Below are 21,243 nucleotides of genomic sequence, written 5' to 3'. Positions count from 1 at the left end.
TACCATCCAATTGGTCGTTTTCTTTTAGTTATAACATAGGTAGAATAAGTATGGAAAGGAGGGATTGTCTTTGGAGGCGTTTCTACATGGGATGCTATTAGCATTTGGCCTTATATTACCGTTAGGTGTGCAAAATGTCTTCGTTTTTTCACAAGGCGCTACGCAAAAACGTTTCATACTTGCCCTACCAGCTGCTATGACGGCGGCTCTTTGTGATACATTATTGATTTTACTCGCTGTTTTTGGATTATCCGTTATTGTCTTGCAATTTGAATGGCTACGTATCGCTTTAATGTGCGTTGGTATCGCGTTTCTATTGTACATCGGCTATAGTATTTGGCGCTCGACAGCGTCCACTAGTGAAAAAAGCGAAGCAATGCCTATCAAAAAACAAATAGTATTTGCACTGTCTGTTTCGTTATTAAATCCACATGCTATTTTAGATACAATCGGCGTAATTGGCACAAGCGCATTAAAATATAATGGCACAGATCAAATACTCTTTACTGCTGCATGTGTGCTCATTTCGTGGTTATGGTTTTTCGGTCTTACACTAGCTGGTGCTTCTTTTAAAAAGCTTGATAGCTCTGGCAAGCTGATGAATTTCTTCAATAAATGTTCAGCAATTTTTATTTGGGCAACCGCTATTTATTTACTTAGTGGTTTACTATAATCTGGTACATAGTTTAGGGATACATTTTATTATAAATAGTTGCTGTAATTGCATTGATATAACAACGTTTTGCGTTTTATGAATTAACTTTTAATGAGCTTACTTTGTGGGTGGACCTGATAAATAGTGAAATCAGGAGTTGTCGTATTTTAGCATTTAGTTTTAACCAATAGGTTCATCCATGGTTGGTTTTCGCCTCTACACATTCCATAAAACACAGATATAGCGGAGCGAAGGGGCGGATAACCATACAATTATCAAACAGTCTGACCATAAATCGCAGTTACTCATTACTTACTATTTATCAAAATCCAGAAGTAACTTTCGAAATTTTATGACATTGATTCATTTAAAAGATTTAATAAATTATATGTATTAATCTCTTGGAGATTATTACAATTATTATTTCCATCTTTTGCTCTATAACTTTTCTTTAAATAATAGTTAGTTATTTCAATACTTGGTTTTTCTCCGTTCAACTCTAAAAAATAACTAATGAAAAGAGCAATTGTTCCACTAAAATGTGCACAAGAAATACTTGTTCCATAACTTATTGTAAAGCCCTGCGGGAGGCCCAAATTTTTTCTTAAAGGATCTATGTTTTTTAAATGTTTTGGATAGGTTGTAATGATAACTTGCGTGGGATCATTAGTATCAAAAAACCATTCCCCACCCGGAGCAAGCAAACATTTTTCACTGTAATTTGAATATGTTGAGAGTTCACCTAATTTATTGCTAGCTGCAACTATGTAAACGCTGGGGTTAAACCCTAACATATGTAATTCTGGGTGGACATCTAAATTAATTTTAGTGTTACCTGCAGAAGTAATAATTAATATATTTTTATTAGTGGCCTCTTCTATCAATTGATTTATAATATTCAGTAAATTGGTATCATTAGTTTTTATAAACATTGAAAGACTTATATTTATTACATCTACATTACAACTTATTGCATATTTAAATGCTTGTAAGAAGAGTCTTAATTTAAATTTTTTATTATCCGTTATTTTGCAAATAATCAAAGAAATATTAGGGGCTACACCCTTTAAAATTCCATTTCCACAAATAATTCCAGCAACCATAGTTCCATGACCATCGTAGTCCATTATATTTGTATGCTCACCTACAAAACTTCTCGAATTTTGAAAGTCTATGTTAGAAAGTAGATTTTCATGTGTATAGTCTATTCCACTATCGATAATAGCCACTTTAATTTCAGAACTTCCTTTAGAAAAATTATAAACTTCCCCATTTTTTGTTAACTTAGAAATATTCCACTGGTATTTGAACAGTGTACTATTATCAGACATTATTCGTCTCAAAAAAAAGTTGAATTTTACGGGAAAGTTCTTGCTTTTCCTCTCGATTTCTTATATTTGCGTTTAAAATTAGCTTGGATAGTTCTGAGTTTTCCTCGAATATTCGCTTGTTTTTATCATATAAATCCTTTATTTCTGGATTATATTTTGACAACTTGTCAACTCTTATATTTATTTTCCTTTGTGGAGTTCCATAGCCCAATGCTACATATGCATTTATTATCAAATCAACGATTAAATCAAAGATTATAAACATATACTAACACTCACCTCATAATTAGTTTTTATTAACGTTTGTCATTACTATTTCAGTGGCTTGTTAAAAGATTTAATTCAAGTGTTATCATATGAGTATCCTTTAATAAATTATTTAATAGCTTGAGTTTCTACGAATAAAGCATATTTTTTATGAGTTTCTAATAATTTTTGATGTGATCCAATTCCTGTTATTTCCCCATTATCTAAGAAAATAATCTGATCTGCATTTTTAATGGTAGATAATCTATGGGCAATTACTATAGTGGTTCTACTTTTCATCAATTTCTTTAAAGCATCTTGTACTAATTGTTCGCTTTCACTATCAAGACTAGCTGTCGCTTCATCTAATAAAAGAAGATCAGGATCACGTAAAAAAGCCCTACCAATAGCAATTCTTTGTCTTTGCCCACCAGATAGTTTTATACCCCTTTCACCTACAAGAGTATTAAAGCCAGCTGGAAAATTTTTTATGAATTCATGTGCATTTGCAAGTTTAGCATACTGTATTATTTTTTTATCATCTACATCATCTACTCCATATATTAAATTTTCTTTAATAGTGCCATTTATCATAGCGCTTTCTTGCATAACATAACCAATAACATTACGCCATTCTTTTAATCCATAGTCTGAAATAGAAACTCCACCATAATAAATAGCACCTACTTGTGGTTCATACATACGTTCTATTAAATAAAAGAGCGAAGACTTTCCTGATCCTGAAGGTCCGACTATAGCTGTAGTTTTATTTTCAGGAATCGTAATATTTATATTTTTTAATACATTAACTTTTCCATCGTAACTAAAGCTTAAATTTTTAATTAATAGATTAGAATCTACATCATTTATAGGGATGTTTGAGTTATATATTGCTTCTTGGGGCATAATGTATATTTCATACAATCTCTCTGTAGATCCTATAGTTTTTTTATAATCAGTATAAAATGAAGATAAAGATGCTATAGGAGTTATTGATTGAATTAAGTAAAAGAGTATAGCAACAAATGTACCTGCAGAGATTTCCCCATTAGATACTCTCAAACCGCCATACCCTATTATTATTAAAAGCATTAGCATCATTGTACCTGTTACAATTGGCGATACGATTGCTTGAATTTTGGCTTCCTTTAAATTCAAATTAAATAGTTCAAATAATTTTCTTTCCCCATTCTTAAACTCTTTCGTTTCAGCACTATAACTTTTGACAAGCCTTATCTCAGTAAGTACTCGATTTAAAAAACCAATAAAATTAGCAGTTTCATTTTGCAAATTGAGAGATACTTTATAAGTGAGGTTCCCTATAGGTAATATTACAAATAGAGTAACTGGAATAATTGATAACATTGCTAATGTTAGTTTCCAATCTAATACAATTAACATTGTTACTGAACCAATAATAATGATAATTTGCGAAAGTAAGTTAGGGATTTTCTCTGAAATAAAACTATTCATATTTTCAATATCATCTGTTAATCTACTTATTGTTTGTCCACTGTCGTTACTATCAAAATAGGAAATTGGGAGTCCCAAAACATGATTCCACATTTTGCTTCTAATACAATATATTGCATTACCCCCTATATATTTCAGCATATAAAAAGAAACTCCACTTAGAATGGAGTTAAAAATAAAAAATACAATTAAATATACAACCCAGCTCCATTTAATATTATCAATTGAAAAGTCATCAATTATAGTTTTTGTGATAATTGGGAGTACTAAATTTATGAAAGAGGAAAGTATAGATAAAGTAATACTAATAATAATTATTTTCTTTGGCCAATTAACTAATTTAAGTAAGACTATTAGGTGATTTTTTTTCAATTTTTTAATGTCCTTTCTGTTAATTACTCATTAAAAAAAGACTTTCCCATTTGGTAAAAGATTTTCTTTTAATGTAATATAAAAGAACTAAGTATATGCCCGTATTCCCAGTTAGCAGCCCTGTCTTATTAAATTTGTATTTTTCATTATTAAATTCTTCTATATCTTTAAAGCCAAATTTTGATTTTTCATCATATCTTTTAATAAGTTCTTCGATAAAAAAACTTTCCATTTCTTCGAAGATTGGAAGTTTTGTATCTTCATTCATTATTATTATTAAATGTAATAATCCTGCTATTCCATGACAATAGCTAGGGGATATTAAATTATAATTGTTTTTATGTTTATTTACAGTGTTAAAGAATTCCAATGAAAACTCTTTTAAATAGCTATTGTTTAAGGCTGTCCCTGTTTTCCATATAGTTCTAGCTATAGATAAGTCCCCATAGCACCAACTAAAGTTAAGACAATCCCATTTCAAAGATTTTCTATCGGTATATTTTTCCAATGGAATCTTTTTTTCCCAATAAGATGTATCTTCATTTTTAGTTAAATTATGAATTAACCAATCAGTTATAAAGTATATTGCTTTTTCCAACTCTTTTTTATTGGAATAAACATCTAAAGATAAAGTCAATACTGCAAGAACTCCAGTAATACCATGAGATATACCTACATTAAAATTCCCTTGAGGAAATGCTTCTACTTCACTCTCGATAAATTGATTTTTTTGAGGAATGTACCAATTGGGTATTTCAAGATGTTTGAAACTATGATTTCCGCACAATTGAGTTAAATATCCTATAGATTCATTAAAGAGAATTTCAAAATCTTCATCATATTTTTTTGCTTCTAATAAGTAGACTACAATTCCAGATATCCCCTCTATTAAATCGTAATCGGGCATATGAACATCATGATTATTTAGATTTAGTTTTACTATTTTAAGCTTTTCTTTTATTAGTTTTTTAAGAAAAATGTTACATTCTTTAAGTAGGCTAACATACCTTGTATTATTTTTTGAAACAGCTTGAATTGCCATACATATTCCTGTTAGACCAGTCCATAATCCTGGATTTTCAATCTTAGAAATTCTCTCCCTATTAATACCTAATTTTAGTATTTCGTGTGAATAAGAGGAAAAATTCTTTTCAGGGAAAATATTATCCATCTCACCAAGCAATAAACAGTTGCTTAACAAACCTTGATTTAAATCGTAATAACTAAAATTATAAAACCATTCTTGAATTATTTGAGGAAACTTTTTTGAGTCATTAGATATATATGTTATTAATTCTTGTAGATTTCCAAAGTGATTAGCATAATCAATTGCTTTTTCTTCTATATTCGATTTATTTAGCATAATTAATCACCTTTTCTTATCTTTCATATAATCCTCTTTTTTCATGAAATATAGGAAGTTCATTATTCTTTGTTCACGTTCTGAATGTATACCATATCTGTTCAAGTGCATATGCAAAAATGATAAAACAATTTGATTGAAATATTCTTTATTAGAGTGAATTTGTATATACTTATTCGAATAATTTTGAATTAGTTTATTTAACTCGTTAATTTCACTTGATATAGTAAAATTAATTTCCTTAACAACCTCAAAGTATTTATTTTTATTAGCTTTAAATAGTTTACGATAATCTTTATAATATTTTTTATCGATATTCATATTCTTCTCTAACCAATTGAAACTACACTCCTTACCTAAAAAAGACTTCAACAAAATATCTAGTGTTATTAATGAATAATACTCCAATTCAGTTTTAGATTTTTTAATAGCAGGTAATAAATTCAATATCAACAGACTATCCTTGCAAAAGATATTTTCAGCATATTTTATTAAATATTGCCCTCCATATCTTTCAATTTCACGATTATATCCATCAAATGTTGCATTTATGATTAATTTTTTTCTCCGAAGTATACTAATCATTTCATTAATTCTTTCAATTATTATTAATAGTTGATTTCCCACTTTAATTCTAAGTCTTATATGTGGATATGGATCAGAATATCTAATGAAATAAAAATGATTTTCCAGTTTATTTCTTTGAATAAAACCTGGAATATAATAAATAAGTAGATCATTATCAATATTATTAGGGTGATACAATTTTAAGTATAACCACTCCTTTCCTAAATCTTTAAATCTATTTCCTTTTGAATAGTAAGAAAGTGGACGTTGGTTATATAATTGAGGTTTATTAATGTTATCGAAAAATGAACTGCAAATAATTTCATTTACATAATAGGTATGTTTATCAGATAAAATACTAGTATTCATCATCTCATCTGCATCAATAAATTGAAAAAATTTCTTTTTTGATAATTCATTAATGAATAACTCAAACATACTTTCTGAGTGCGTGTCTATAAATAAATAATTATCAAAATCAATAATTTTGATATATCTAGGTACTTTATAATTAGTGAAAAATTTTTTTACCAGTTTTGAAAGAGTTTGCATGTCTTTATACGCTTCTTTTCGTACATCTATATTCCATAATTTATTTTGTATAACTAAATTCCCACTTTTCAACTTTGGTAGGTATGGGAGCTCCTCAAATCCCCCCCAATTAAAGGGGATAATTGCTGCTCTCTTATAAGCAGCTAAATCTAATAAAAATCTATATACATTAGGCATTCCAAATTGGTGATTTGCCATATGCGAAGTTATAGGGAATACTAATTTATCCTTTGATTTTGAAATTAAGTGAAATTGCGCTCCATCACTAAAAATATAGATATCATCAATTTCAATAGCGTTTTTAGAGGAATTTGTAGTAGAAGCAATCGAAACTTCATAATTAAATTTATTGGAAGCACTCATTACATTAGTATATTTTCCCTTAATTGGTTGGATATTAATATTTGTCAATTCCTCGTTAAATTGAATATTACTCTCTCTCTCATATATTTCTGTATTAATAACTTCTTGTTGTACAGGAAATATATCAAGAAATCTACCCATAGTTTTACCTGCGAATGGGGAAGCAATATTACCAGAAGGGTAAATCGTATAGTTATTATTGCTAAGCTCTTCACTAGATTCAGCGTATATTGAAAAATATAAGTCTAGGCTAGTAGAAGGAATATCTTTAATATCCAGAGGGCTATTATTTAGATAATCTGTGATATCTAACTCGTTATCTCCTTTTATTAAAGATTGATATAAAATCTGTTTTAAAAAGGAATTATTATCTTCTTTTTTTTGTTTGTGATAATCGTATTCTAACAAACCTACAGGATTTGTATATGTAGGAGGAGGACCTAGTTCAGTTTTATCCTCTAATAAATCTTTTAACTTTACAGCATTATATATTCCGTAATAATCAATGAATTTCCTTAGATAGTAGTCCATGTAATCTTTATTTGAATCAGTTATGCTAGATAATTTAATTATAGTTTGACTGAGTTTTTCTAAATCCTTTATTAGAGAATTATTTAACTCAACTTCTTGAGAATAATAAGAATCTATATGTATATATTCAGTAGCTTCTTCAATTTTTTTCATGAAATTTTCTATTGAATTTAAACTTTCGTGATTAAAATTCAAATTATTCAGTGAATTTATTTTAGTCATTATTCTGGTTAAAATATCCGAATAATAATGATTCCCATTTTCTAATTTTACTAGCTTTTCATGTAAATAATGTATAGGATCATCTATTGAATTCGAAAATTTCAACTCAGATATCAAAAAATCCTTTTTTATTAGCTCTAGAATATAATCAAGTGCCTTAGATTCTAAAATCTCATTATTAGTTGCTTCATTTAAAATTTTTAAGAAGTCACTAACCTTATTCTCTTCTTCAAAATTGCTGAGTACGAAATTAAGCAGATTATTTTTTTTAAGTGATACTTCTTCTACTAAATTATTTTCTTTATTAGCACCATCTGTAAAATAACTTAGATGATATTTGTCTGAGATTTCTATCAATAACTTATTACTTTTAAGAACCAAGTTTTTTAAGATTCCTCGATCATTTTCAACCTTTGAAATAAATTTATAAATCCACTCGTGACTAATTCTAATTTTATACTTTTGTTTACTTGTATCTAATGTAATAGAATTATTACTGTCTTCTTTAAATACACCCATACCGACGTTAGAAAAGGTACTAAAAGGAGTAGGGCGAGAAAACATTCTTATATAATATTTCAATAATGAAAAGTAGATGCTTTTTATGTCTTTTGCTTCTTTCTTATATAAATCAATACATGCTTCAAATAATTGAGGACTAGCTGTTCTAATTGCCGTTTTAAATTTTTCATTACTAAGCAATTTGTTTATTCGTTCTTTTTTCTCAAGATTTTCTTTATCAAAGAAATAAATCATTTCAATGGCATCTAGGCCTAAGCTTGGAAATCGATACATAAAGTTTTTTAATATATATGGATTTTCCTGTTTCATAAGCTCACACTCTCTATTTTTTAATATTAAGAGGATAGTGTAACCGTCAACCCCAATTGAACATTTTTGTACATTAACTATGAACACTTTTTACTCGTTAAAAATCTTATTGCTGATGCTTCAATCGAAGTGATTGCCCACCAATTCATTCCATTCCTCTGGACTTCAATTCGATGTTAAAATGAGCGAACTTTGCTATGATAAGTTGGAAGACTAACATTGCCCCTTGTTAATCTAAGTCCATATACATCATATTGTCATTAAATATTAGGATAGTAACCTTCGATGTAAAAGGGCAACCCAGAGACACCATATATTTCTTGTGTGATTGAGCCCGATTGCCCCTAATCATCCTAAATTTGTTTACTAATGGTTGTTATCTACTTCCTAGAACTCTCTTGCATTCTCAACTTTAAACAATTTGATAAATTCCCCTCATTTCGATACATTTGGTCTTACGGTACATTCACCAACCTAGACATTTGGATAATGATCCTGTAGCCAATCGTATACTTTCGCACCACTTAAACTATCGACTCATGCAGCCAATTAATAATCCAATCTTGATAGGAATTTAGTTTCTTTATTTCAAACTGCAACTAAATTCACTTAAAGCTTCTTCAAATGACATCTCTAAATATTTATAGACGGTTTTACGTGAAATCTTAAAGCGTTTTGAGATTTGAGCAATTTTAAATCCCCGCTCCCGTAATTGATGTATCTCAATTGTATACCCCAAGCTTCTACTCTATTAATACAGCCTCATATAAATTGATATTTCCTGTTTATAGGTTTCAAATTTATTGAGCGAAACTGTTAAGTTCATTTTAGCATTTACAGATAGCTTGAATTAATTATATTAAATAATAATTTTACTACCCACAGAAAATTGTACAAGCACCAGTGCAATTACAAGTACAAGAAACTTTACAAGTCACTTTAGTTACAATTGTTCTTATTGGAGTAACAGTATTAAGATCTCCATCCATTTCCATAGAACTATTATCCACTTCGAAATCTAAATTAAAATCATTTTCATTAAAGTTTAAGGTTTTTTCCACAATACATTCCTCCATTTAATATTTCTTCTTAATAGTTGGGCGTGTAATCAACGTTTCGCCACACGCTGTTATATCGGCTTGAATCAAGCTCGTTCAAAATTGAAAGAACTGTTTGAACATCTCTGAATGAACCGAAATAATAAACCGGACGCATAGCACGAAATTTTGATTTATAGGAAAGGACTAACCCATTCCTAAATCTACATCCAAATAAAAGCTTCTAACAAATTAATTGGAATACAAAAGTGAAGAACCACCTGAAAAGTAATTCACAGATAATTATTTACATTCCCTTCCACCTTCCCTCTTTGAAATTAAAATCTGAAAATAAATATTATTTTTACAATTAGTATAAAATGCCTTTTGTAATATGAAAAGTGTCTATTTTTTGAATATTTCGTGAACAAAAAAGATATATAAAATAATTATTGTTTACAGTAAGTGATATCTTTAAAACTATAAATTATAAAAATCTTAATGTGGCAAGCTATCTATTTATCGGTGGAATATTTATAGTTTTAGGTTTTTCTCAAGGTTTAATCTTCTTTCTAATAGGGGCGCTTTCTGTTGCTTTGGGCATTAAAGAAAACAATAAGCTATCTTAACTATTTATAGAAAATAGCTTAGAGCCATCTTATTAGTTAACTGCGTTATTATTTCAAATAAAAAAATAAGAAAAGCCGATTAAAAGGTTTTAGCGCATCTTTTAATCGACTTTTCCTAAACTATATATTAGAAATTAAAAGTAATCTCGATTTCCTTATCAAACAATTTCGCCTGAATGACATTTTCTCCTGATTGCACTTCCCCGAACAAAATGTCATTTAACAATACATTCGCTTTTAATAGAGCAGTATGGTGTTGGATGATTTTCTTCGTTTCAGCATCTGCAGAGATTGAAATCGAAATATATTGTTCAACAGGTAATTGCCATTTTTTTCTAGTATCTTGGATTGTACGTATTAGCTCTCTTATTTGCCCTTCCTGAAGTAAGTCATTCGTTAGTTGGGTATTCAGTAAGACACGACATCCATTCTCTTCTGCCAATACATAATGATCATTCACGATGGACTCTTTTAACACATGTGTTTTTAACAAGGTAAGTTTTTGATTATCGATGTTTATTTCCACTGCACCTTTTAATTGTAGTGTCATTTTTTCCGCTTCACTCAATTGCATTACATAATCTTTTACCTTATGCACTTGTGATCCAAATGCTGCACCAGCTGTTTTGTAGTTTAGTTTGTAGTGAATGGTTTCATAAGTAGTAAAGTCCTGTGTCCACTTACATTCTTTCACATTTAATTCATCTTGAATAATATCATTATACTGTGCATAATCTTCCACTTCTCCAACTACTGACATCACCATTTCCTTTAATGGTTGTTTCACTTTAAGTCCTTCACTATTACGAATACTTCGACCGAGTTCAACTACAGCAAGAACATTTCCCATCTGTTGTTCAAGTTGTTGGTCAAGCAGTGTTGCATCGTACGTCGGATAGTCTTGTAAATGAACACTTTCGCCACATAAACTTCTGTATACATCTTCTGCAAGAAAAGGCGTAAATGGTGCAAGCAGTTTACTTACAGTTGTCAGTACTTCGTACAATGTACTGAAGGCACCACGTTTATCGTCTGATAAACCGTTTGCCCAAAAACGAGTGCGTGACCGCCGTATATACCAATTACTTAGCTCTTCAACCAATTTGCCAATTTCTCTTGTAGCTTGTGTCATTTGAAAATCATCCATATATTTTGTCACAAGCTGAATCGTATGGTGTAACCGGGATTTTATCCACTTATCTAACTTCGTCCGTTTACCAGTATTTTGGCCGTCGTATTGAAAGCCATCTATATCTGCATACAACTGATAAAATTTAAATGTATGATCGAATGTATCAACGAGTTTGGACTTTGCCTCCATCACAATTTTCTTAGAAAACCGCTTCGAATTCCAAGGTGAACTATCCACTAAAAATGCCCATCGTAAAGCATCCGCACCATACTGTTGGATTAATTCAACTGGCTCTAATGCATTGCCTTTACTTTTTGACATTTTTTGTCCGTGCTCATCTAATACATGGCCTAAGGACAACACATTTTTGTATGGCGCTTTCCCTGTAAATAATGTGGATACTGCTAATAAACTGTAGAAAAAGCCGCGTGTCTGGTCGATGCCTTCTATGACAACATCTGCAGGAAACTGATTGGAAAATGCATCAACATTACCAAAAGGATAATGATGCTGAGCGAACGGCATCGAGCCACTATCGAACCATACATCAATGACTTCAGGTGTACGTTGCATATCCCCTTGACATGATGGACAACTACAAATCACGTCATCGATATAGGGTTTGTGCAGTTCCATGTTTTCGTCCAATGCTTCTTTTGCTAGTTTATTTAGCGCAGCAACACTATTCGGCGCTTCTTCATGACCACATGTCTCACAAATCCATACATTTAACGGTGTACCCCAGTAGCGATTTCGGCTAATGTTCCAGTCTACGATATTTTCTAAGAAATTGCCAAAACGTCCGTGTTTAATATGGTCAGGATACCATGTGACTTGTTCATTATTTTGTAGCATTTGCTCCTTCAAAGCCGACATTTTGATAAACCAGCTATCTGTTGCATAGTAAAGTAACGGTGAATCACAGCGCCAGCAATAAGGATAGCTATGTTCATATTTTTCTTTCGCAAACAGCAGCCCTTTTTCCGCAAGCATTTTGATGATGTCGACATCGCAGTCTTTGACGAACTTACCTGTAAGTTCCGGCACTTCTTCTGTATAGCAACCTTTGACATCCACCACATTGACAAAAGAAAGCTCGTGTTGTTGCACCGTTTTATAATCATCTTCGCCATATGCCGGAGCGGTATGCACAATACCCGTTCCGCTTTGATCTGTTACATAGTCCGCCATTACGACAACATGCCCTTTTTCCACTGTTACATATGAAAATGGCGGTTGATAGGCAACACTGGCAAAGTCTTGACCTACATGCTCACTTAACACTTCAACAGGTTCAGAAAATACTTTATCAACAAGTGTTTTAGCAAGGATATAAATGGTATTGTCATGTTTTACCCTGACGTATGTGATATGTGGATTCATGGCCAACGCTACATTAGCAGGTAATGTCCATGGTGTCGTCGTCCAACCAAGAAAATATTCGTCTTTCTCTTTCCGTTTAAACATCGCCGTTACCGACAAATCTTTTACATCCTTATAGCCTTGCGCTACTTCGTGCGAACTTAATGATGTTTGGCAACTTGGGCAATAAGGGGATACGCGATGTCCCTTATATAAAAGCTTTTCCTGATGCACGTGACTTAAAATATGCCACACTGATTCAATATACGCGTTACTTAACGTTAAATATGGATTATCTAAATCAATCCAATAACCTAATTGTTCTGTAAACGTACGCCATTTCTTTTCGTACGTAAAGACGCTACCTTTACATTCCTTAATAAATTGTTCGACACCATAGTTTTCAATTTCTTGTTTACCAGATATCCCTAATTTTTTCTCCACACCTAACTCAACCGGTAACCCATGTGTATCCCATCCAGCTTTACGTTCAACGTAGAAACCTTGCATTGTTTTATAACGTGCCACCACATCTTTAATCGTTCTGCCAAAAGCGTGACCGACATGGGGTAAGCCATTTGCTGTTGGTGGTCCTTCGTAAAATACAAAGGGCTTACTAGTGGCACGATTTTGGACAGATGCTTGAAATGTATTCTCTTCCTCCCATATTTTACGAACTCTTTGTTCCCTTTCTACAGTTGTCTCTTTGTTTTTCTCGACTTGCATGTAAACTCCTCCTATACAGTAGTGTATAAAAGGCATACAAAAAACCCCGTCCCAAGTAAGGGACGGGGTTAACCGCGATACCACCCTAATTCTATTGAAAACCGCTCAATAGCACTTAGCAACGTACAATCATACGTGTTCTTTTTAACGGTAGACACCCGAATTAGCCTACTATGTTCAGCTAATCTTCTCAGAGAGGATCTTCATGAAACATTTGCACACCGACTTCCACCAACATGTCGGCTCTCTGTAGAACAAAATGTAACACTACTTTTTCTCATCAACGAATTTGTATGCTTTTATTGTGACTCATCTTAACAAACTGCCATTTACTTGTCAATATTCAGACAATCTTTAATGCTTTGATGAAGTGCCTTATATTGAGGACGATCAGCTGTTAGAATATAAAAACTTTTTAATAGTGTTTTCCAGTTAAATCGTAATATTCGATAATGCTGGACATCCTGCTGTTCCTTTTGAGCGGACAACGTTGCCATCGTTTCATTTAACAAAGTGATCACTTCTTGCTGTGGCAACCCTCGTTCCAGCATCGTGAATAGAGGTGCTAACAGTCGTTCATCTTCATCATGAATAAAGGCATAATCTGTTTGCAATAACATGTTCAATAAAGGACGCAATATAGCGATGTAAGATGCTTTATTAAATTTAGCATTTTGCACTAATTCATCTACAAGGTCTGACACATGTGCCACACTATGAGCCCATCCTTTTCCTGGCACATAGCCTCTTACATCTTTTTCTGCATCTAAATAAGCCATTACCTTATTAGTAAGTTCCTCAATTTTATACGCTTCAAGAAAGTCATCTTCATTATCTCGAGTTAATATAAGGGCGATTAGTAGTGATGTAAAGGTTCTTGTAAAAACTGAATCTGTGTGATTTTCTCCAATGCCTTTACATAATAGATTAGTTAAACAGTAGTCAAACGTGTCATTTAATATTGCATGATCTAGTAAATTTTTTTCTAAAATCATTGTATAAAAGGTACCATAGATTAATCCATCTCGTAATTCGCTATCCACAGTGCCTATATGCACTAACATAGAATGTATGACCTTACGCTGATCTGCTTGTTGCCAAGTAATACTGTCATTTAGGAATGCTTGTAGTTCCCGCTTTAACTCCGTTTCACTTAATAATTGTCCCTGTAATAGCATATGTAGTTCCCCCTTTATTGGTGTTTATTACTTTTTTATGTGCCCTTCAGATTTTTCACAGCCAACATCGATTGATCCTGCATGATACCTGTTTCAATAAAACCAAATGAAGCGTATAATGTTTTCGCTGCGACATTCCCTATATGGTAAAAGAGGGATACATATTCTGCTTCCCCATCTGGCATCTTTTCCATCTCCATTAACATTTTTTCAAAGGCAAGTTTGCCATATCCTTTGCCCTGATAACGCTTTTCAATCATTATATGCCAAACAAAATAGCTCTTCTTTCTGTAAAAAACTTCCTTTTCAAATGATTCATGATCTAACGTATCATAAATATACATTAAAAATCCTACCGCAATCCCATCGGCATAAATGGCAATAGGATTCGCCGGTATCCCATCCGCATTTAACATATGAGCGTCCGCAAAGCTTCTCAGGTTAGTTGTTTCCAGAAAATCTTTTTGATTTTCTGCCACTTCAAGTGCTATTATTTCCTCTATGTTTTCCCCAGTAATCTTACGAAATTCAATCATTTTTCCACCTCTTCTTAGACAATCAACCTAAAATACCTCACATATAGAATGAAATATCATAATCAATCTTGATTTAAATTCCATAATTTTTCCAATGGAATGTCCGCTAATTTATGGCCATACTTATCAATAAGCAAACGATCAACAGCGATTTCTGGCCGCTCTGTATAAAATTTCGTAATTACATCACAGTGCGCCAGTGCTAAATGCTCCGTCATTTGCTTTGCAAAATCTGCTAATGGTTCAATATGTTTCACTTGGACGCCGTTCACAGAAAAAATACTTACTGATACATAATTAGTTCGTAGTTCCTCTTCATCAATGTAAAAATCTGCTATATCAAACTCTTTTACAGTCGCCTGTCTTCTTTCATCCATGATAACCAAACTATAATGAACTCGTTGAATGAGTATTGTCCATACTTCCAAATCTGTTAAACGCAATGTGCGTTCGAAATAATCAATCAATGTTAATACTCCTCTAGTCATTTTTATACAGTTACTTACAATAATTGTACCTTAATCCAAAATAAAAAAACAGCTTATACTTGTAAGCTGTTTTTAGGGGAGCTACTCTGAAATTTCAATCTCTTCCAAATCTCCAACAAAATCGTACTGATCTAATCGTTCTTGCAAACTATAAGTGATATTTACGTTTTGACCGATTGTGATTTTCTGTTGTGATGCAAAAAGGGGGAACCATACGCCATTCGTATGCTTGTTAATCATTTCTTCATTTGATAAACGTCCAATCTCTTCAGGTAATGCCCCTGTAACAACTAAAAATCGATCTTCCTCGATGGCAACGACCGTACCATATTTGTATTTTGCCGCTAAAATCGTTTTCGACACATTGTATTTGTTTTTTAAATAAGCAATTTGTGTACCATATTCCGCAGTAAAATAATCCATCGCTTCTTTTTTCACAGCAGAGTAAGCATGTATTTGGAAACTACTTTTGTTTTTTCTAAAATATTCCTTCTTCAGTTCTGCTTGGGCAAACATTCTGACTCCATAATATTTGTCATAAAAATCCTCTGGAGATAGTTGAAGCATTGCAAGCTTTTCGATCATTTCATTATCATTTTTAATTGCATTTACTAATTGCTCCCGTTCTAAAAGCTGTTGCTCAGCCAATGCCGCTACACTAAACTTTATACCTTTACTTAATGCATAGGCATAATAGGCATCCATTTCGATTAATGCCTGAAAATTAAGATTAGTAAACTTCTCATCTGTCTGACTGGCATCTTGAAGAACTGTATCATATATTTTTTCATCTAATATAGGTACTGCATTTGCAGATATCTCGTCCCCATTGTCGATTTGAGCGTAAATAAATATACCGATACATACAGTGAGTATGACGGTCAACATACTATACTGCCAGCGTCTAGATTGTTTTGGTATTGCGCGTTGCTCTATCTGCCTCACTACATTAGTCATGACCCGATTTTTACTAGCTTTTAAGTCTTTTAAAGCTTCTACTTCGTATTTACTCATGCAGCAGCACCTCCCATTGTATATGCTCTAGCTTAGGCTTTAACAATTCACGTCCTCTGCGTAGTCTTGTTTTCACTGTACTATCTGGAATACTTAAAAGCTTGGCAATGTCAGCAATAGGCATATCTTCAAAGTAAAAATAACTCAGTACCTCCCGTTGCTTTAATGGTAGTGCCAATATAGCATGTTCAATTAACGTTTGCTCATCTTGCTGTATGAGCATGTCCCTTCTTTCAAACGTTTGCTTAGCGAAAATTTTCTGTTGCACCTGTATTTTCCGATAGCTCCAACTGCGTAAATAGTCTTTACTTTTGTTCATGACAAGCCTCGATAAATAGGCTTTTAACTCTCCACGTTCTTCATATTTTTGCTGATTGTCGTAAAACTTAATAAAGACATCTTGTACGATATCCTCCGCTTCCTGTAAATCTTTCACATAATAATAAGCAAGACGAATAAGTCGTTCCGTATGTAGCTCCATTATTTCTTCTAGTTCCTTTACTAGCAACGTCTCGCCTCCCTTCTCTACCCTATAAACGGTGCTCAAGATACAAAGGTTTGTTTTTTTGGAAATTATTATTATTTTTCATCGAAATAAGGAAGTATCATTGATTTTTCATTGGAAGACAGCACAATATTTGTAGAAGGTGTACCGTAAGGCATTGCCTCATCAATAAACTGCTCTAATGTTTCAACTGAGTACGTGGCAAGTCTGACAATATAGCTAATTTCACCAGCGACCCGATAACAGGCTAGAACATCCGGATGGGCGTTACAAAAATTAGAAAGACTTTTACAATCTATCGACTTAAACAACACGATTGCTTGAATCGAACGCTCCATGTTTTTTAAATTTACTTTCGTTGTATAACCTTCAATAATCCCTTGCTCTTCTAGCTTTTTCACTCGTTCTATCACAGCTGGAGAGGACAAATGAACGATGCTCGCTAACTCCTTCATGGAGATTTTTGCATTGAATTGTAATTGGCGTAAAATTTCTGTATCGATTTGATCCATTTTGAAACCACCTTTTTTTATAAATTCATTTCCTCATAATTCCTTTGAATATTAAGAAAATAATCTTTTTTACATTATAGTACTTATGTTAATCACTGACATCATTTATTACAATTAGTTCTATAAAGGAGGCATCAATACATGAAAAAAACATTATTACTTTTAGCAAATGGCTTTGAGGCTGTAGAAGCAAGTGTCTTTACAGATGTGCTAGGCTGGAATAAATGGGAAGGCGATGGCACAACGGAAGTCGTTACAGTAGGCTTACATAAACAGCTACAATGTACATGGAATTTTCACGTCACACCTGAAAAATTGCTGCTTGAAATTACGCTCGAAGACTTTGATGCACTTGCTATTCCGGGAGGTTTTGAAGAAGCGGGGTTTTACGAGGATGCTTTTAGTGAGGAATTTCAGCAAGTGATTCACCACTTTAACGATAATAAAAAGCCAATTGCTACGATATGTGTAGCTTCTCTAGCTTTAGGGAATTGTGGCATATTACAAAATAAGAAGGCGACAACTTACAGTCATCCAACAAGTAAACGATTAGCACAGCTTCAATCTTTTGGTGCAACTATCGTTAATGAACGCATCGTACAAACAGACCACATTATTACTTCCTCAAATCCTGGCACTGCTTTCGATGTCGCATTTGGCTTGCTTGAAATGCTAACAACGACTGAAAATACACAGAAAGTGAAGGATTTAATGGGATTTAAATAATACAATGGAAAAGGGTTTCAGAACTTGTTCTATCGTTCTGAAACCATTTTAGTAATATGATTTTCGAATAACAAAAAACCGACCTCCTAAGAGATCGGTTTTTATTAAATAATTATTCAGCAGCTTTCGCGCGAAGAACCATTTGTAGGATACCACCGTGACGGTAGTAGTCTACTTCTACTTCTGAGTCGAAACGAGCTAAAGCTTGGAAAGTTTTAACTGTACCGTCTTCAGATTTAGCAGTAACTGTTAAGATATCACGTGGTTTAACATTGTCAGTAATGTTTACAGAGATTTCTTCTTTACCAGTTAAACCTAGAGAATCAGCAGATTCGCCGTTTAAGTATTGTAAAGGAAGAACACCCATCATTACTAAGTTAGAACGGTGGATACGCTCGTAAGATTGTGCGATAACAGTTTTCACGCCAAGTAGGAATGTACCTTTCGCAGCCCAGTCACGAGAAGAACCCATACCGTAGTCGTTACCAGCAAGTACGACTAAGCCAGTACCTTGCTCTTGGTATTTCATACATGCGTCATAGATGTACTCTACTTCGCCTGTTGGCCAGTAAGTAGTGAATCCACCTTCTGTACCAGGAGCTACTTGGTTACGGATACGGATGTTAGCAAATGTACCACGCATCATCACTTCGTGGTTACCACGACGAGAACCGTATGAGTTGAAGTCACGGATTGCAACACCGTTTTCGATTAAATATTTACCTGCAGGTGTATCTTTACCGATTGCACCAGCTGGAGAAATATGGTCAGTTGTAATTGAGTCACCGAACTTCGCCATAATGCGTAAGCCGTCTAAGCCTTTAATAGCTTCTGGCTCTTTTGCAAGACCTTGGAAGAATGGTGGGTTTTGGATGTAAGTTGATTTGTCATCAAATGTGTATAGAGACTCAGTTGATGTTTCAATTGCATTCCATTTTTCGTTCGCTGTGAATACAGTTTCGTATTCTTTTTGGAATAATTCACGGTTAACTACAGTACCTAATACTGCGTTAACTTCTTCAGTTGAAGGCCAGATATCAGCGAAGAATACTTCGTTGCCATCTTTGTCTTTACCGAATGAATCTTTTTGTAGGTCGATATCCACAGTACCAGCAAGTGCGTAAGCAACAACAAGTGGTGGTGACGCTAAGTAGTTAGCTTTTACAAGTGGGTGTACACGGCCTTCGAAGTTACGGTTACCAGAAAGTACAGACGTTACGAATAAGTCGTTGTCTTTGATAGCGTCTTCGATTTCAGGAAGTAATGGACCTGAGTTACCGATACATGTTGTACAACCGTAACCTACAGTATTGAAACCGATTTGGTCAAGGTATGTTTGTAAACCTGAATCTTCAAGGTAACCAGTTACAACTTTAGAACCTGGTGCTAAAGAAGTTTTTACCCATTTAGGAACAGTTAAGCCTTTTTCTACAGCTTTTTTCGCAACTAAACCAGCAGCGATTAATACGTATGGGTTAGATGTATTTGTACAAGAAGTGATGGCAGCGATTGCTACAGCACCTGTTGGGATTTCTACATCACCTTCAGCAAATTTAGCTACAGAAGTTTTTTCGAATTCAGCTTCAGTTAAACCGAAACCTTGAGTACCTTGTGGAGCCACTACTGCTTCTTTGTAACGAGAACGCATTTGTGATAGTGGAATTAAGTCTTGTGGACGTTTAGGACCAGAAAGGTTTGGTTCGATATCAGCTAAGTTTACTTCTAATACGTCAGTGTAAACTGGCTCTAATGTTGGATCAAAGAACATGTGGTTAGCTTTTAAGTAAGCTTCTACAACCGCGATGTGCTCTTCGTCACGACCAGTTAAACGCATGTAGTTTAATGATTCTTCGTCAATTGCGAAGTAACCACATGTAGCACCATATTCAGGAGCCATGTTAGAAATTGTTGCACGGTCAGCTAGTGGTAATTTAGATACGCCAGGTCCGAAGAACTCAACGAATTTACCTACTACGCCACGTTGACGTAAAACTTGTGTTACTTTTAAAGCTAAGTCAGTAGCAGTCGTTCCGTTTGGAAGATCGCCAACTAATTTAACACCGATAACTTCTGGAATTGGGAAGTATGAAGGTTGACCAAGCATACCTGCTTCAGCCTCGATACCACCAACGCCCCATCCAAGAACGCCGATACCGTTAATCATTGTTGTATGTGAGTCAGTACCTACTACTGAGTCTGGGAATGTTTCAAATGTGCCGTCAGCATTTTCGTTTACGTGTACAACTGGAGCTAAGTACTCTAAGTTTACTTGGTGAACGATACCTGTTGCTGGTGGTACAGCACGGAAGTTATTGTAAGCAGTTTGAGCCCATTTTAAGAAGTTATAACGCTCAGCGTTACGTTCGAATTCAAGGTCCATGTTTGCTTGTAATGCACTAGCATTACCGTATTTGTCAACTTGTACTGAGTGGTCAATTACAAGGTCAACTGGAATAGCAGGGTTGATTTTGCTTGGGTCGCCGCCCATTTCTTTCATTGCAGAACGAAGAGATGCAAGGTCAACTACTACTGGTACACCAGTAAAGTCTTGTAATACTACGCGAGAAGGTTTGAATGGTACTTCAGCTTCTGGATCAGCACCGTTACCCCATTTTGCTAATTCGTTTACGTGCTCTTCTTTGATTACATACGCATCATATTGACGTAAAACAGATTCTAATAATACTTTAATTGAGTAAGGAAGGTTTGAAACTTTTGCAACGCCAGCTTTTTCAATCGCAGCTAAGTCATAGTAATTGTAAGTTTTACCATTAACTTCGAATGATGCGCGGCTGTTGTGTAAATTACCTTGTGCCATTTGCGGATCCCCCTAAATATCTTTTTGAAAAGGCCTAATGTAAAGCATCTTTTCTCCACTACCCATGATAACGC

General features: G+C 33.6%; 16 protein-coding genes and 1 other annotated feature. Of the genes, 2 read left to right on the top strand and 14 right to left on the bottom strand.

All coding sequences use genetic code 11. The features are described 5' to 3' along the window. Positions 1-70: 70 nt before the first annotated feature. Entirely contained in the window at positions 71-673 is a 603-nt protein-coding gene (locus tag ACKVEV_RS05470; RefSeq protein ID WP_409369400.1) for a LysE/ArgO family amino acid transporter, read from the top strand. A 332-nt stretch (positions 674-1,005) separates the two neighbouring features. Here the strand turns inward: ACKVEV_RS05470 and ACKVEV_RS05465 are convergent, their stop codons facing one another. The 13 genes from ACKVEV_RS05465 to ACKVEV_RS05405 all read right to left on the bottom strand — a co-directional run bounded on the left by ACKVEV_RS05465 (position 1,006) and on the right by ACKVEV_RS05405 (position 17,625). Continuing rightward, positions 1,006-1,986 (bottom strand): S8 family peptidase, encoded by a 981-nt coding sequence (locus ACKVEV_RS05465; protein ID WP_409369399.1) that lies wholly within the window; start codon positions 1,984-1,986, stop codon positions 1,006-1,008. 375 nt (positions 1,987-2,361) lie between these two features. Continuing rightward, positions 2,362-4,077 (bottom strand): ABC transporter ATP-binding protein, encoded by a 1,716-nt coding sequence (locus ACKVEV_RS05460; RefSeq protein ID WP_409369398.1) that lies wholly within the window; start codon positions 4,075-4,077, stop codon positions 2,362-2,364. 19 nt (positions 4,078-4,096) lie between these two features. Continuing rightward, positions 4,097-5,440: a lanthionine synthetase C family protein gene (locus tag ACKVEV_RS05455; RefSeq protein WP_409369397.1), complete on the bottom strand. Its 1,344-nt coding sequence runs from the start codon at positions 5,438-5,440 to the stop codon at positions 4,097-4,099. A 6-nt stretch (positions 5,441-5,446) separates the two neighbouring features. Further along, positions 5,447-8,506: a lantibiotic dehydratase gene (locus tag ACKVEV_RS05450; RefSeq protein WP_409369396.1), complete on the bottom strand. Its 3,060-nt coding sequence runs from the start codon at positions 8,504-8,506 to the stop codon at positions 5,447-5,449. Positions 8,507-9,089: 583 nt separating this feature from the next. Next, positions 9,090-9,245 carry a helix-turn-helix domain-containing protein gene (locus ACKVEV_RS05445; RefSeq protein WP_409369395.1) on the bottom strand — a complete coding sequence of 52 codons (156 nt, stop codon included), beginning with the start codon at positions 9,243-9,245 and terminating at the stop codon, positions 9,090-9,092. A gap of 136 nt (positions 9,246-9,381) precedes the next feature. Beyond that, a complete protein-coding gene (locus ACKVEV_RS05440; protein ID WP_401016585.1) occupies positions 9,382-9,567 on the bottom strand; it encodes an FDLD family class I lanthipeptide in 186 nt (61 codons plus the stop codon). Positions 9,568-10,299: 732 nt separating this feature from the next. After that, entirely contained in the window at positions 10,300-13,392 is a 3,093-nt protein-coding gene (gene ileS / locus ACKVEV_RS05435) for an isoleucine--tRNA ligase (protein ID WP_409369394.1), read from the bottom strand. A 55-nt stretch (positions 13,393-13,447) separates the two neighbouring features. Beyond that, positions 13,448-13,685 (bottom strand) — a binding site (T-box leader). 36 nt (positions 13,686-13,721) lie between these two features. Beyond that, on the bottom strand, positions 13,722-14,570 hold the full coding sequence (locus ACKVEV_RS05430; protein ID WP_409369393.1) for a DUF2785 domain-containing protein: 849 nt from the start codon (positions 14,568-14,570) through the stop codon (positions 13,722-13,724). A gap of 35 nt (positions 14,571-14,605) precedes the next feature. Beyond that, positions 14,606-15,106 carry a GNAT family N-acetyltransferase gene (locus ACKVEV_RS05425; RefSeq protein ID WP_409369392.1) on the bottom strand — a complete coding sequence of 167 codons (501 nt, stop codon included), beginning with the start codon at positions 15,104-15,106 and terminating at the stop codon, positions 14,606-14,608. Between the two features lie 62 nt (positions 15,107-15,168). Then, positions 15,169-15,573 carry a hypothetical protein gene (locus tag ACKVEV_RS05420; protein WP_409369391.1) on the bottom strand — a complete coding sequence of 135 codons (405 nt, stop codon included), beginning with the start codon at positions 15,571-15,573 and terminating at the stop codon, positions 15,169-15,171. A gap of 102 nt (positions 15,574-15,675) precedes the next feature. Next, complete coding sequence (locus tag ACKVEV_RS05415) at positions 15,676-16,608, bottom strand: DUF3221 domain-containing protein (RefSeq protein ID WP_409369390.1); 933 nt, start codon at positions 16,606-16,608, stop codon at positions 15,676-15,678. Beyond that, positions 16,601-17,116 (bottom strand): sigma-70 family RNA polymerase sigma factor, encoded by a 516-nt coding sequence (locus ACKVEV_RS05410; protein WP_409369389.1) that lies wholly within the window; start codon positions 17,114-17,116, stop codon positions 16,601-16,603. The genes ACKVEV_RS05415 and ACKVEV_RS05410 overlap by 8 nt, the downstream gene beginning before the upstream one ends. A gap of 71 nt (positions 17,117-17,187) precedes the next feature. After that, positions 17,188-17,625, bottom strand: a complete 438-nt coding sequence (locus ACKVEV_RS05405; protein WP_409369388.1) for an Lrp/AsnC family transcriptional regulator — start codon at positions 17,623-17,625, stop codon at positions 17,188-17,190. A 141-nt stretch (positions 17,626-17,766) separates the two neighbouring features. On the opposite strand from ACKVEV_RS05405, the gene ACKVEV_RS05400 reads away from it, so the two are divergent. Continuing rightward, positions 17,767-18,351, top strand: a complete 585-nt coding sequence (locus tag ACKVEV_RS05400; protein WP_409369387.1) for a DJ-1/PfpI family protein — start codon at positions 17,767-17,769, stop codon at positions 18,349-18,351. Between the two features lie 112 nt (positions 18,352-18,463). Here ACKVEV_RS05400 and acnA read toward each other — a convergent pair whose 3' ends face one another. Beyond that, the gene (gene acnA / locus ACKVEV_RS05395; protein WP_409369386.1) at positions 18,464-21,169 is read right to left on the bottom strand and encodes an aconitate hydratase AcnA; all 2,706 of its coding nucleotides are present in this window, start codon (positions 21,167-21,169) and stop codon (positions 18,464-18,466) included. Positions 21,170-21,243 lie beyond the last annotated feature (74 nt).

The organism is Lysinibacillus sp. 38-6 (assembly GCF_046245175.1).
In the GTDB taxonomy this organism is placed as follows: domain Bacteria; phylum Bacillota; class Bacilli; order Bacillales_A; family Planococcaceae; genus Lysinibacillus.
Note: the sequence above shows the minus strand (reverse complement) of the source record. Positions and strands in the feature narration are given on the sequence as shown.